We start from the raw sequence: 12,506 nt of genomic DNA, 5'->3' as shown, positions 1-12,506 counted from the left end.
CCAGGCTACGGGCCGGTGCATATCGTCGGCGTATCGAAAACCACATACGTGACGGCAACACCGCCTTGGCTTGACTGGCAGCATGATTCGGCCCCCCACCCAGGTCCGTGGATGCAGCAGTGACCGGTAGTGAGCGAGGACAGGCGATGGCGCAGGTGGACACGGCGGAGATCGAAGAGGACGGCGCAGTCCGCCCGGATGCCGTCGCCGAAGGCTGGCGCGCGGGCATCCGCCGGGCGGTCCGCAACGGCTCGCGGCCGGAGCCCTGGAGGCGCGGCCTGGTGCTTGCGGCGCTGGCGCTGCTGCTGGGTCTGTTCATGCTTCTGCACGCGGCGATCCCGAACCGGATCGGGAACCTCGGCAGCCTGGTGGAGTCCCTCCTGCCGTGGTTCGGTGTGTTCATCCCCGTCCTGATGATCGCGGCGCTGTGGCGTCGCTCCGCCTCCGCGGTGGCCGCGCTGCTGCTGCCGGTCGTGGTGTGGCTGAGCCTCTTCGGGGGCGTGCTCAGCCACAAGTCCCACTCGGGCGGCGACCTGACCGTGGTCAGCCACAACGTCGGCGCCGACAACCCCGATCCGGTCGGCACCGCCCGCAAGCTGGCCGCCTCGGGGGCGGACGTGCTGGCACTGGAGGAGATGACCGAGCAGGCCAGGGGCACGTACGGGAAGGAACTGGCGAAGGCGTACCCGTATCACACGGTGGGGGGCACGGTCGGGCTGTGGAGCAGGCTGCCGCTGTCGGACACCGAGCCGGTCGAGATCGAGACCGACTACGGGCCGCTGGCGGCGACCAGGCCGGCCGACGTCAGGCTGGCCTCCTCCCGGGCGCTGCGCACCACGGTGGCCACGAAGCAGGGGCCGCTGGCGGTGTACGTGGCCCACCTCGGGTCCGTACGGGTGAATCCCCGGGCCGGCTTCTGGACGGACACGCGGGACAGGAACGCGCAGGCGCTCGGCAAGGCCATCGCCGCCGAGCGGAACAAGCGGGTGGTGCTGCTCGGCGACATGAACGGCACCACGGACGACCGCGCGTTCGCCGACATCACCTCGCGGCTGAGCTCGGCCCAGGAGACGGCGGGGGACGGCTTCGGCTTCACCTGGCCGGCGAAGTTCCCGCTGGTGCGGATCGACCAGATCCTGGTCCGCGGCGTGAAGCCGAGGAGCTCATGGGTGCTGCCGACCACCGGCAGCGACCATCGGCCGGTGGCGGCGCGAATCAGCTGGTGAACACCGCCGCGCACCGGAACCGGAGCCCGCGCCTGCCTCCCGCGCCGACCGGCGGCCGACCGCCCACTCGTCAACGGCCCGCCAATTCCTACTAGTCTAGTGGGAATATTGCGATCGTGGGCGTCGGGAGGAGCCGGGCATGGCTTTCAGCCACCTTTCCCATCTGGAGTGCGGTTGGTGCGGGATCGAGCGGGACGCCGACGTCCTGCAGAACCTGTGCCCCGAATGCGGGAAGCCCCTGCTCGCCCGCTACGACCTGCCCGCGGTCCGCGCGGCGGTGCGCCCGGAGGACGTCGCCGGGCGCGGGCCCGACCTGTGGCGCTACCACGAGCTGCTGCCCGTCAGGGCCCCCGAGGCGGTGGTGAGCCTCGGCGAGGGCATGACGCCGCTGCTGCCGGTGCCCCGGTACGGCGGGCGCATCGGCCTGCCCGGGCTGCTGATGAAGGACGAGGGACTGCTCCCGTCCGGCTCGTTCAAGGCCCGCGGCGCGGCCGTCGGCGTCTCGCGGGCGGCCGAGCTCGGCGTCGAGCGGTTCGCGATGCCCACCAACGGCAACGCCGGTGCCGCCTGGGCCCTCTACGGCGCCCGGGCCGGCCTGACCGCCACGGTCGTGATGCCGGTCGACGCCCCGGAGATCACGCGGCGCGAGTGCGCGGCGTCCGGCGCCGACCTGCACCTGGTCGACGGCCTGATCAGTGACGCCGGGCGGATCGTCGGCGAGCTGGTCGCGGCGTCCGGGGGCCGGGTCTTCGACGCCTCGACGCTCAAGGAGCCCTACCGCATCGAGGGCAAGAAGACCATGGGCCTCGAGATCGTCGAGCAGCTGGGCTGGACCCTGCCCGACGTGATCCTCTACCCGACGGGCGGCGGCGTGGGGCTGATCGGGATCCACAAGGCCCTGACCGAGCTGCGCGAGCTGGGCTGGATCTCCGGCCCGTTCCCGCGCCTCGTGGCCGTCCAGGCGGAGGGCTGCGCCCCGGTCGTCGAGGCGTTCGAGCGGGGCGAGCGCGTGACCCGCCCCTGGGAGAAGACGAGCACGGTGGCGTTCGGCATCAACGTCCCCAAGCCCTTGGGCGACTTCCTGATCCTGGACGCGCTGCAGGAGACGTCCGGCACGGCGGTCGCCGTGACCGACGCCGAACTGCTGGCCGAACTCGGCGAGGTCACCGCGCTGGAGGGCGCGTTCGTCTGCCCCGAGGGCGCCGCCGCCTTCGCCGCCGCCCGCAAGCTGCGCGCGGCGGGCTGGTTGGAAGAGGACGAGCGCGTCGTCGTGCTCAACACCGGTGCCGGCCTGAAGTACCCCGAGACCGTGTCCGTCGAGGCGCCGGTCCTTCCGGTCGACGGACACCTCGCGTGAGCGCCGGGCCGGAGGCCGCGCCGTCCGAGTGCCGCGAGTCCGTAGGCGCGTCACCGCGGCGGTGGGCAGGGCGGCTCGCGGCGGCCGCCCTGCCCGTGGTGTTCGTGCCGATCTGGAGCAGCGGCTACCTGGCCGGGACGCTCGGGGCGCGCAGCGGGGCGTCGCTCGCGCTCGTCGCCTGGCGGTTCCTCGCCGCGTTCACCGTCCTGGGGACGGTCGCCCTCGTCACCCGTGCGCCGTGGCCGAAGGAGCGGCGCACGTACGCGCACCTGCTCGTGACGGGTGTGCTGCTCCAGACGGTGCAGCTCGGCGGGGTGTTCTTCGGGCTGGGGCACGGGGTGCCGGCGGGGCTGTCGTCGCTGATCCTGAGCGCCTGCCCGCTGATCGTCGCGGCGGTCGCGGTCCCGATGTTCGCCGAGCGGCTGACCGGCCGGCAGTGGGCCGGTCTCGCCCTGGGGCTGGCGGGCGTCGTCGTCTGCGTGAGCGGGAACGTGTCGGGCGGAGCCCGGACCGCCGGGTACGCCTACACGGGCCTGGCCCTGGCCGGCCTCGCCGCGGGGACGCTCTACCAGAAGCGGTTCGGAGGCTCGGTGGACCTGCGGACGGGGACCACCGTCCAGCTCCTCGGCGCGACCCTCACCACGTTCCCGCTGGCGATGGCGCACGGCGGGCTGCGCATCCCGCTGACCGGGCAGGCGCTCGGCTCGCTGGCGTGGCTGGCGGTCGTCAACTCGATCGGCGCGCTCATCCTGCTGTTCGTCCTGCTGCGGCGCGGAACGGGCGGCGCCGCGACCAGCCTGCTGTACCTGGTGCCTCCGGTGACCGCCGTGCTCGCGGTGCCGATCCTCGGGCAGGCCCTCACCGCGAGCGTGATCGTCGGCATGGCGGTCTCGGGAGCCGGCGTCCTGCTCGTGCTGGCCCGGGCTCCGCGGTGACGGGCGTCCGGGTCAGGAGCCGTTCTCCTTCTTCACGGTGTCGAAGACGGCGTCCCGCCAGTCGCCGGGGACCTTCTTGACGGCGCCGACCTCCTTCATGAAGGCGCCGATCTTCAGCAGCGCATGGGGCGTGGTGGTGAACTCGATGCCCTTGTAGGTCAGGTACTCCTTGTACTTCGCCGGGGACACCTTGCCCTTCTCGGCCTTCGACAGGATCTGCGCGGCCTCGTCCGGAGAGGCGACGATGAGCTGGTTGGCCTTGGCGATGTTGCGGTGGACGGCGTCGATGACGTCCTGGTTCTTCTCGGCGTACTGCTCCGTCGCCACCATGACGTTGAAGCCGTGCTGCCCGAACAGGTCGTAGCTGTCCACGAGCTTGCGGGCGCCCTGCTCGACGGCCTGGAACTGGAACGGCGGCGAGGTGTAGGCGGCGGCGATCTGCCCGCCGATCAGGGCCTGCAGGGCGTCCGGATGCGCCATCGAGACGATGTTGTGGTCCAGCGCGTGCGCGTCGCCGAGCTGCTGCTGGGCGGCCTTCTGCAGCATCACCGACTGGATCGAGCCGGGCGCGATCGCGGCGATCTTGTCGGCGGACCGGAAGTCCCGGAGGCCGCGCAGCCGCGGGTCCTTGGCCACCAGCCAGAGCGGCATGTCGTTGAGCGAGGACACGATCTTCCAGGGGACGCCGGCGCCCCAACCGATGAGGAACGGGCCGAGGCCGCTGCTGCCGAGGTGCAGCTTGCCGGAGACCAGGCCGTCCCGGGTGGCGTTGCCGCCGCTGACCGTCCGCCAGCTGACGGTGCGGCCGGGCAGGTCCTTCTCCAGCCAGCCCTTGGCCTGCGTGATGATCAGTGCGGCATAGCTGATCCCCGAGCCCTGGGAGATGACGATCTCCTTGCCGGAGCCGCCCGAGCCGCCGCAGGCCGACGCCATCGCCAGCGCTCCCGCGCCGACCGCGCCGAAGCGCAGGACGTCGCGTCGGCCGTAGCGACGCTCTCCCCCGAGGGGGGCCGAGGACCAGGTCATGCGGATGCGCCTTCCTTCATTCCCCAGCGGACCACCGTCCGCCGTTCGATCACGTTGAACACCAGGTCGAGGGCGATGCCGATGAGGGCGATCACGACCAGCCCGGCGAAGACGTCCGGGATCAGCGCGTAGTAGCGCGCGTTGTTGATGAAGAACCCGAGGCCGCCCTTGGAGCCGGCCGCGCCGAACACCAGCTCGGCGGCGATGATGGTGCGCCAGCCGAAGGCCCAGCCGGTCTTGAGGCCGGCGAGGGCGTGCGGCAGCGCGGCCGGCATCATCACGTCCCAGGTGAGGCGCCAGCCCTTCAGCCCCAGGTTGCGGCCCACCATGACGAGCGTGACCGGCGTGGTGCGCAGCCCCATGCTGACGCTGACGGTCATCGGCCAGAGCACCGCGTTCGCCGTCACGAAGATCAGCGCGGTGTCGGTCAGCCCGAACCAGAGCATGGCCAGCGGCAGGATCGCCACCGACGGCAGCGGATTGACCATGGACGAGACCAGGGACAGGACGTCGTCCCCGAGCGTGGTGGTCACCGCCAGCGCGGTCAGCACGACCGTGAGCGCGATCCCGATCGCCATGCCGGTGCCGAGCATGCGCAGGGTCGTCCAGGTCGAGGTGACGAGGTCGCCGCTGGACACGCCGTCGGCGAGCGCCTTCGCCACGTCCCACGGACCGGAGAAGACGAACGCGCTGACGCCGGACACCGAGGTGTAGAGCTGCCAGATCCCGATCAGCGCGGCGAACACGATGGTGCGCCGCAGCCAGGTCGGCAGGCGCGCCCACGGGCCCGCCGTCCGCCCGCCGTCGTCGGCCTCTTCGCCGGAGAAGGCGAGGGTGTCGGGGCTATTCGTAGACGCCGTCAAGGATCTCCCCCTCCTCGGCCAGCAGGGACCGCAGCCGGTGCCGGGCGTCGGCGAACCCCGGCGCGTCCGGGCCGTCGAGCGCGGACACGTCGACGATCTCCGCGACGTGCGAGGGCCGCCCGGCGAGGACCACGACGCGGTCGCCGAGCAGCACCGCCTCGTCGATGCTGTGGGTGACGAACAGCAGGGTCGACCTCGTGCGCGCGACGATCCGCGCCAGCTCGCCCTGGAGCCGGCCCCGGGTCTGCGCGTCGAGGGCGCCGAAGGGCTCGTCCATCAGCAGCATGAGCGGGTCGACGGCGAGCGCGCGGGCGATCGCCACCCGCTGCTTCATGCCTCCCGACAGCTGGTGCGGATGGCTGTCCAGCATGTCCCCGAGCCCCATGAGCTCCAGGTGTTCGGCGGCGCGCCGCCGGGCGGTGGCACGGTCCACTCCGGTCACCCGCAGCGCGTGGACGACGTTGCCCAGCACCGTGCGCCACGGGAAGAGCTGGTCGAACTCCTGGAAGACGACGGCGCGGTCGGGGCCGGGTCCGGGGTTGGCCCGGCCGTCCACGAGGACGCGCCCCGACGAGGGGCGCAGGTAGCCCGCGACGGCCTTGAGGACGGTCGACTTGCCCGACCCCGACGGGCCCAGCAGCATGATCTTCTCGCCCCGGCGCACGTCGAACGTCGCGTCCGCCACGGCGGGCACGAACCGCCCCCGCCGCCGGTAGCCGATCGCGACATGGTCGACCAGCAGCGCCCGGTCGTCACCGCCGCCGCTCATCCGCCACCGCCCGCCGCGCTCCGGACGGCGCGTTCCAGCACGTCCGCGGCGATGCCGAGGGACGCCTCGTCGATGTCGAACCCGGGGCTGTGGTGCGGCGCCGGGCTGGAGGCGCCGACGACGGCGTACGTCGCCGTCCCGCCCCGCGCCTGCACGTCCCGCATCAGCAGGGTGGCGTCGTCGCTCGCGCCGAACCGGTGGTCCTCGTGCACGGCGGTCACCGGGGGCAGCGAGCGCGCCGCTTCGGCGACGGCCCGCACGGCCGGCGGATCGCAGACGGCGGTCGTGGCGGCGCCGATCCGCTCGATGTCCACCTCCACCTCGCCGGCGGCCCCCGCGGCGGCCAGCACGTTGCGGGCGCGCCGCTCCAGCTCGTCACAGACGTCGCCGTCCGAGGCCCGCAGTTCGAGGGCCATCTCGGCGCGTCCCGCGACGATGTTGGGCGCGGTGCCCGCATGCAGGACCCCGACGTTCACCCGCGTGTCGGCGGCCGCGAAGCGGGGCAGCGCGTGCAGCGCCACCGTCGCCTGCGCCGCCGCGAGCAGGGCGTTGCGTCCCTCCTCCGGCGCGGCGGCGGCGTGCGATTGGCGCCCGGTGAAGACCGCTCGCACCTTCGCGTTGGCGAAGAAGCCGTGCGTGCCGGCGGCGACCTCGCCGACCGGCAGGCCCAGACCCAGGTGCAGCGCGTACAGCCGGTCGACGCCTGCGAGGGCTCCCGCGTCGAGCATCGCGCGAGCGCCTCTCCCGCCCTCCTCGGCGGGCTGGAACAGCAGCCGGACCCGCCCGGCGAGCCTGCCGGACGCCAGGCGGCGCGCCAGTTCGAGACCGACCGCGATATGACCGTCATGGCCGCAGGCGTGCATCGCGCCGGGTTCGAGCGAGGCGAACCCGTCGCGCGCGGGGGCGTGCTCCGGCGCCGACGACTCCGTGAGCGGCAGCGCGTCGATGTCCACGCGCACCGCGACCGTGGGGCCGGGTGCCTCGCCCTCGATGTCGGCGACCACCGCCGTGTGCCCGTCCCGGACGTGGGCGAGGTCGTCCTCTCCCGCGCCCCAGGCCCGGGCGCGATCGAGGGCCGCGTCCAGTTCGTCCCTGCCGGGCAGGGCCGGGACGCGGGAGAGGTCGATCGCGTCACGTCCGGTTCGCACGCGCAGGCCGAGCCGCCGCAGCTCCACCGCGATCGCGGTGGACGTCCACAGCTCGGTGAACGCCGTCTCCGGCCGCGCATGGAACAGGCGGCGCCGATCGACGAGATCCGCGCTCACGGGCGCCCGGCCGGCCGGGGCCGCACTCGGGCGCGCGGATCGTGCGGAGCTTCTCGGGCTGGCAACATGATCATGCAATTTAGCCAAGTATCCCGACATGTCAAGTAGGAAAGATGGGACGCGCCGTGTCGCGTGAGGTCGACACGCCCGTCGCACCGCAGCGTGGCCCGTCACCAGCAGTCTCGGATTCCGGAAGGATGCGAGGGGACTGACGGTGCTGTTCGGAGGGCGGGCGTGATGGACGAGTTCGATGTCGTGGTGCTGGGCGCAGGGCCGACCGGGGAGAACCTGGCGGACCGGGCGCACGCCGGCGGGCTCAGCGTGGCCATCGTGGAGAGCGAGCTGGTCGGCGGCGAATGCTCGTACTGGGCGTGCATGCCCAGCAAGGCGCTGCTGCGTCCGGCCGCCGCGCTGGCGGAGGCGCGGCGGCTGCCCGGTGCCCGCGAGGCGGCCGGCGGACGGCTCGACGCGGCGGCGGTGCTCGCCCGCCGCGACGAGTTCACCTCGCACTGGAAGGACGACGGCCAGGTCGACTGGCTGAAGGCGGCCGGGCTCGTGCTGGTACGCGGCCACGGGCGGCTGGACGGGGCCAAGCGCGTCGTGGTGCAGACCCCCGACGGCGAGCGGAGGGTGCTGACGGCCCGTCACGCCGTCGCGGTGTGCACGGGCACCCGCGCGGCACTGCCGGAGCTGCCGGGTCTGGCCGAGGTCCGCCCGTGGACCAGCCGTGAGGCGACCGCGTCGGCGCAGGTTCCGACGCGGCTCGCCGTCGTCGGCGGCGGCGTGGTGGCCTGCGAGATGGCCACGGCCTGGCGGGCGCTGGGCAGCGAGGTGGTGCAGCTGGTGCGCGGATCGCGGTTGCTGCCGCGGATGGAGCCGTTCGCGGGAGAGGCGGTGGCGGAGGGGCTGCGCGCGGCCGGCGTCGACCTGCGCTTCGGCGCGTCCGTCACCGGCGTCCGCCGCGACGGGCCGGTGACGCTCACCTTGGACGGCGGCGACACGGTCACCGCGGACGAGGTCCTGTTCGCCACCGGACGGGTGCCCGCCACGGCCGACCTCGGGCTGGAGACGGTCGGGCTGGCCGCGGGCCGTCCGATCGAGGTCGACTCCACCGGCCTGGCGGCCGGGGTGCCCGGCGGGTGGCTCTACGCGGCCGGGGACGTCAACGGACGGGCGCTGCTGACCCACCAGGGCAAGTACCAGGGGCGGATCTTCGGCGAGGTGATCGCCGACCGTGCCGCCGGACGGCCGCTCGACACCGCCGACTGGGGACGCAGCGTGGCGACCGCGGACGAGCGGGCGGTCCCGCAGGTCGTCTTCACCGACCCCGAGGCGGCGGCCGTCGGCCTCACCCTGGAGCAGGCCGCCCGCGAGGGGCACCGGGTCCGGGCGGTCGACTACGACCTCGGCGGCGTCGCCGGAGCCGCCCTGCACGCCGACGGCTACCAGGGCCACGCCCGCGCGGTGGTCGACCTGGACCGCGAGACGCTCCTCGGCGTCACCTTCGTCGGGGCCGGCGTGGCCGAACTGCTCCACTCGGCCACGATCGCCGTCACCGCCGAGGTCCCCGTCTCCCGCCTGTGGCACGCCGTCCCCTCCTACCCCACCATCAGCGAGGTCTGGCTCCGCCTCCTGGAGACCTACCGCGGCTGAGGGCGCTCTCGGCACTCGTGGCGCGTGCTCGGGCCGAGCCTCGGCATCACCCGGGCAGGCGCCTCGGGGCGGCGATATTGCTCCGGTATAGGGCGGGGCGAAAAGATTGCGCCTGTTCGCTTTGGTCCCGCTTCAAGGACGAGGTTGCCGGTGCGCATCAGGATCGATCGGCGTTCGGCGTGGTGACGGCGGAGCCGGCGGTACGGCTCTCGTCGCTGCGCAAGGCCTTCGGCGGCGCGGACCGCACGGTGACGGCGCTGGACGGGGTGTCGCTGGAGTTCGAGGCGGGCACGTTCACCGCGATCATGGGGCCGTCCGGGTCCGGGAAGTCGACGCTGCTGCAGTGCGCGGCGGGCCTCGACCGGGTGGACGGCGGGCAGGTCGTGATCGGCGGGACCACGCTCAACGGGATGCGCGAGAAGGCGCTCACCGAGTTCCGGCGCCGCCGCGTCGGGTTCGTCTTCCAGTCGTTCAACCTCATGCCCTCGCTGACGGCCCGGCAGAACGTCGAGCTGCCGCTGCTGCTCGGCGGCGCCCGGCCCGACCCGGCCGGTGCGCTCGAGGTGCTCGGACGCGTCGGGCTGGCCGAGCGCGCGGAGCACCGGCCGAGCGAGCTGTCGGGCGGCCAGCAGCAGCGCGTCGCGATCGCCCGGGCCCTGGTCACCCGTCCCGAGGTGCTGTTCGCCGACGAGCCGACCGGCGCGCTGGACTCGCGGACGTCGCGCGAGCTGCTGGAGATGCTGGCCGGGCTGGCCGGCGGGCAGGGGCAGGGGCAGGGGCAGGGGCAGACGATCATCATGGTCACGCACGACCCGGTGGCGGCGGCGTACGCCGGGCGGGTGGTCTTCCTGGCCGACGGCCGGGTGGTGGACGGGATGGACGCGCCGACGTCCGCGTCGGTGGCCGCGCGGATGGCGCGCCTGGAGGCGGCGTCTTGCTGAGGCTCGCGCTCGCGACGCTGCGCACCCGATGGGTGAGCTTCCTCGGGGCGTTCGTGGCGCTCGTCCTCGGCTCGGGCGTCATCGCGACGATGGCCCTGACGATGGCGGCCACGCTCGGCACGCCCTTCCCCGGGCCGCAGCGGTTCGCCGACGCGCCCGTGGTAGTGCTGCCCCACGACGGTGTTCGCTTCGCCGGCGACGACCCCGGTGAGGACCATGTCCTCGACCGGCCCCCGGGCGTGCCGCCGGATCTGGTCGCGAGGATCGCCGCGACGGGCCGGGCGGTCGCCGACCGCACGTTCCCGGTGGGCCTGCCGGGCGGGCCGTCCGACCAGGTCGGGCACCCGTGGTCGGCCGCCGCGCTCACCCCGTACCGGCTCGTGGCGGGGCGGGCCCCGCGGGGGGCCGGTGAGGTGGTGGTCGGCGGCGGCGCGGAGGCGAGCGTGGGCCGCACCGTGCCGGTCACCACGCTGGACGGCGTGCGCCGCGCCACGATCGTCGGCGTCACGGGCAAGGTCTGGTTCGAGCACGCGGTGTTCTTCGGCGACGCCGAGGCCGCGCGGATCTCGCCGCGGGTCGACGCCGTCGCCGCGTACGGGCCGGCGGGCAAGGTGCGGGACGCGGTCGGCAAGGCCGCCCAGGTGCTGACCGGCGACGGGCGCGGTCGGGCCGATCCCGACACCAGCGGCGGCCGGGACGGGCTGCTGAACGCCCAGGGCATGGCGGGCACCGCCACCGCGGTCGTGGTGTCGGTCGCGATCTTCCTGGTCGTGGTCACCTTCGCCTTCGTCGTCGACCAGCGGCGCCGCGAACTGGCGCTGCTGCGCACCGTGGGGGCCACCCCGGACCAGGTCCGCAAGCTCGTGCTGGCCGAGGCGGCGCTCGTCGGCGTCGCCGCATCGGTCACCGGATGCGTGCTCGGGACCCTGGCGGTCCCCGCGCTGGCGGACTGGATGGCCGGCCAGGGCGTGGCGCCCGAGTGGTTCACGATCGGCGTGAACCCGGTGGCGCTGGTCATCGCCTTCCTGCTCGGCCTGGTCGCCGCGGTCGCCGGGGCGGCGGCGGTGTCGCTGCGCGCCGGGCGGGTCCGGCCCACCGAGGCGCTGCGCGAGGCCGCGGTGGACCGCGGCGGGATGACCGTGGTGCGCTGGCTGCTGGGCCTGGCGCTGCTGGCCGGCGGGGTCGTCACCAGCTGGGTCATCACCACGCGGTATCCGATCTACGCCGGGAACCTGCGCAAGTACGCGGCGGTGCCGCTGCTGCTCGTCGGCGGGTTCGCGCTGTTCGCCCCCGTGGTCATGGGCCCGATCACGCGGCTGGCGACCCGGCCGATGGCCCGGCTGGGCGCGGGCGCGATGGTCGTCCGGGAGAACCTGCTCGGCGCGCGGCGGCGCACGGCGGCCACGGTCACGCCGGTCGTGGTCGCGATCGGGCTGTCGGCGTCGGTGCTGAGCGCGCAGGCCTCCGCCGACGACGCCAGGGTGGCCGAGGCGCGGCAGCAGACCCGCGCGCAGTACGTCGTCGTGCCCACCGGGATCGGGGAGCTCAACCAGCGGACCGCCGACGCGGTCCGGGCCGTGCCCGGCATCGACGTCGCGACGATGACGCCGACCCGGGCCTACCTGTCGACGCCGCAGGGCCGGTTCGTCGACACGCTGTCGCTCGACGCGGTGGAACCCGCGGCGCTGGCGTCGATGGAGCGGCTGCGGCTGGACGGCGGCTCGGTGACCGGGCTCGGCGACGACTTCCTGGTCCTCAACAGGCGGCTGGCCGGCAGCGACGACCTGGAGGTCGGGTCCCGGATGCGGGTGACCCTCCCCGACGGCGGCACGGCCGCCGTGCGGATCGCGGCCGTGACCAAGGACGGCATTGGGGGCGACACCGGCTTCCTGTCGGCGGCGCACGCCGCGGGCGGCCTCCCGTCCAGGATCGAGGTGCGGGTGCGGCCGGGCACCGACCCCGCCGCCGCGGTCCAGGGGCTGCGGGACGCGACGCGCGGGCAGCCCGCCGCGGTCGTCCCGGTCAGTGCCCTGAAGGGCGCGGTCGACGCGCAGCAGCGGCAGCACCGGTCGGCGGCGTACTCCATCCTGGCCATCGCGCTGGTCTACTCGTGCGTCGCGATCGCCAACGTGCTCATGATGGCGGCGGCCGGGCGGCGGCGCGAGATCGCGGCGCTGCACATGGCCGGGGCCACCCGGGTCCAGACGCTGCGGTTCATCGCCGCCGAGTCGCTCATGGTGGTGCTGATCGGCCTGGTCCTGTCGGCCGCCGCGGCCGCCGCGGTGCTGGCCGGGCAGTGGGCCGCGCTCGACACGCTGGTCGGCGGCACGGACCTGCACGTCCCGTGGCAGGCCATCATCGAGATCACCGGCCTGTGCGCGGCCATCGCGGTGGCGGCGGCGGTGCTGCCGGCCTGGCAGGCGCTGCGCGGCCGGGTGGTCGAGCTGGCCGGGCTGCGCGACTGACCCCGG

General features: G+C 74.2%; 10 protein-coding genes. 6 read left to right on the top strand and 4 right to left on the bottom strand.

Annotated features, from left to right (window positions below; all coding sequences use genetic code 11):
• Nucleotides 1–146 precede the first annotated feature (146 nt).
• The 3 genes from ACA514_RS30390 (at nucleotide 147) to ACA514_RS30380 (ending at nucleotide 3,518) form a co-directional block, all read left to right on the top strand.
• Entirely contained in the window at nucleotides 147–1,226 is a 1,080-nt protein-coding gene (locus tag ACA514_RS30390; protein WP_375044692.1) for an endonuclease/exonuclease/phosphatase family protein, read from the top strand.
• Between the two features lie 139 nt (nucleotides 1,227–1,365).
• Nucleotides 1,366–2,583, top strand: a complete 1,218-nt coding sequence (locus tag ACA514_RS30385; RefSeq protein WP_375044691.1) for a threonine synthase — start codon at nucleotides 1,366–1,368, stop codon at nucleotides 2,581–2,583.
• Nucleotides 2,580–3,518, top strand: a complete 939-nt coding sequence (locus ACA514_RS30380; RefSeq protein WP_375044690.1) for a DMT family transporter — start codon at nucleotides 2,580–2,582, stop codon at nucleotides 3,516–3,518. Before ACA514_RS30385 ends, ACA514_RS30380 begins: the two co-directional genes overlap by 4 nt.
• 12 nt (nucleotides 3,519–3,530) lie before the next feature.
• On the opposite strand, the gene ACA514_RS30375 is transcribed toward ACA514_RS30380, so the two are convergent.
• From ACA514_RS30375 to ACA514_RS30360, 4 genes are read right to left on the bottom strand one after another with little or no spacing between them, the layout of a single operon-like run.
• Nucleotides 3,531–4,544 (bottom strand): ABC transporter substrate-binding protein, encoded by a 1,014-nt coding sequence (locus tag ACA514_RS30375; protein WP_375044689.1) that lies wholly within the window; start codon nucleotides 4,542–4,544, stop codon nucleotides 3,531–3,533.
• On the bottom strand, nucleotides 4,541–5,407 hold the full coding sequence (locus ACA514_RS30370; protein WP_375044688.1) for an ABC transporter permease: 867 nt from the start codon (nucleotides 5,405–5,407) through the stop codon (nucleotides 4,541–4,543). Before ACA514_RS30370 ends, ACA514_RS30375 begins: the two co-directional genes overlap by 4 nt.
• Nucleotides 5,388–6,176 (bottom strand): ABC transporter ATP-binding protein, encoded by a 789-nt coding sequence (locus ACA514_RS30365; RefSeq protein WP_375044687.1) that lies wholly within the window; start codon nucleotides 6,174–6,176, stop codon nucleotides 5,388–5,390. The genes ACA514_RS30370 and ACA514_RS30365 overlap by 20 nt, the downstream gene beginning before the upstream one ends.
• Nucleotides 6,173–7,441: an amidohydrolase gene (locus tag ACA514_RS30360; RefSeq protein WP_375044686.1), complete on the bottom strand. Its 1,269-nt coding sequence runs from the start codon at nucleotides 7,439–7,441 to the stop codon at nucleotides 6,173–6,175. The genes ACA514_RS30365 and ACA514_RS30360 overlap by 4 nt, the downstream gene beginning before the upstream one ends.
• 237 nt (nucleotides 7,442–7,678) lie before the next feature.
• Here ACA514_RS30360 and ACA514_RS30355 point away from each other — a divergent pair, with 237 nt between their 5' ends.
• From ACA514_RS30355 to ACA514_RS30345, 3 genes are all read left to right on the top strand, one after another.
• Nucleotides 7,679–9,094, top strand: coding sequence for a dihydrolipoyl dehydrogenase family protein (locus ACA514_RS30355; protein ID WP_375044685.1), 1,416 nt, complete (start codon nucleotides 7,679–7,681; stop codon nucleotides 9,092–9,094).
• A gap of 179 nt (nucleotides 9,095–9,273) precedes the next feature.
• Nucleotides 9,274–10,035, top strand: a complete 762-nt coding sequence (locus ACA514_RS30350; protein ID WP_375044684.1) for an ABC transporter ATP-binding protein — start codon at nucleotides 9,274–9,276, stop codon at nucleotides 10,033–10,035.
• Nucleotides 10,029–12,500, top strand: a complete 2,472-nt coding sequence (locus ACA514_RS30345; RefSeq protein ID WP_375044683.1) for an FtsX-like permease family protein — start codon at nucleotides 10,029–10,031, stop codon at nucleotides 12,498–12,500. Before ACA514_RS30350 ends, ACA514_RS30345 begins: the two co-directional genes overlap by 7 nt.
• Nucleotides 12,501–12,506: the final 6 nt, after the last annotated feature.

It is taken from the genome of Actinomadura sp. NTSP31 (assembly GCF_041951385.1).
Lineage (GTDB): Bacteria > Actinomycetota > Actinomycetes > Streptosporangiales > Streptosporangiaceae > Spirillospora > Spirillospora napierensis.
The sequence above is the reverse complement of the archived record's forward strand: the minus strand, read 5'-3'. Positions and strand labels throughout refer to the sequence as shown.

Coding starts and splice junctions, on each gene's coding strand:
- ACA514_RS30390 (WP_375044692.1), top strand. CDS start 147: ATGGCGCAGGTGGACACGGCGGAGATCGAAGAGGACGGCGCAGTCCGC.
- ACA514_RS30385 (WP_375044691.1), top strand. CDS start 1,366: ATGGCTTTCAGCCACCTTTCCCATCTGGAGTGCGGTTGGTGCGGGATC.
- ACA514_RS30375 (WP_375044689.1), bottom strand. CDS start 4,544: ATGACCTGGTCCTCGGCCCCCCTCGGGGGAGAGCGTCGCTACGGCCGA.
- ACA514_RS30365 (WP_375044687.1), bottom strand. CDS start 6,176: ATGAGCGGCGGCGGTGACGACCGGGCGCTGCTGGTCGACCATGTCGCG.
- ACA514_RS30355 (WP_375044685.1), top strand. CDS start 7,679: ATGGACGAGTTCGATGTCGTGGTGCTGGGCGCAGGGCCGACCGGGGAG.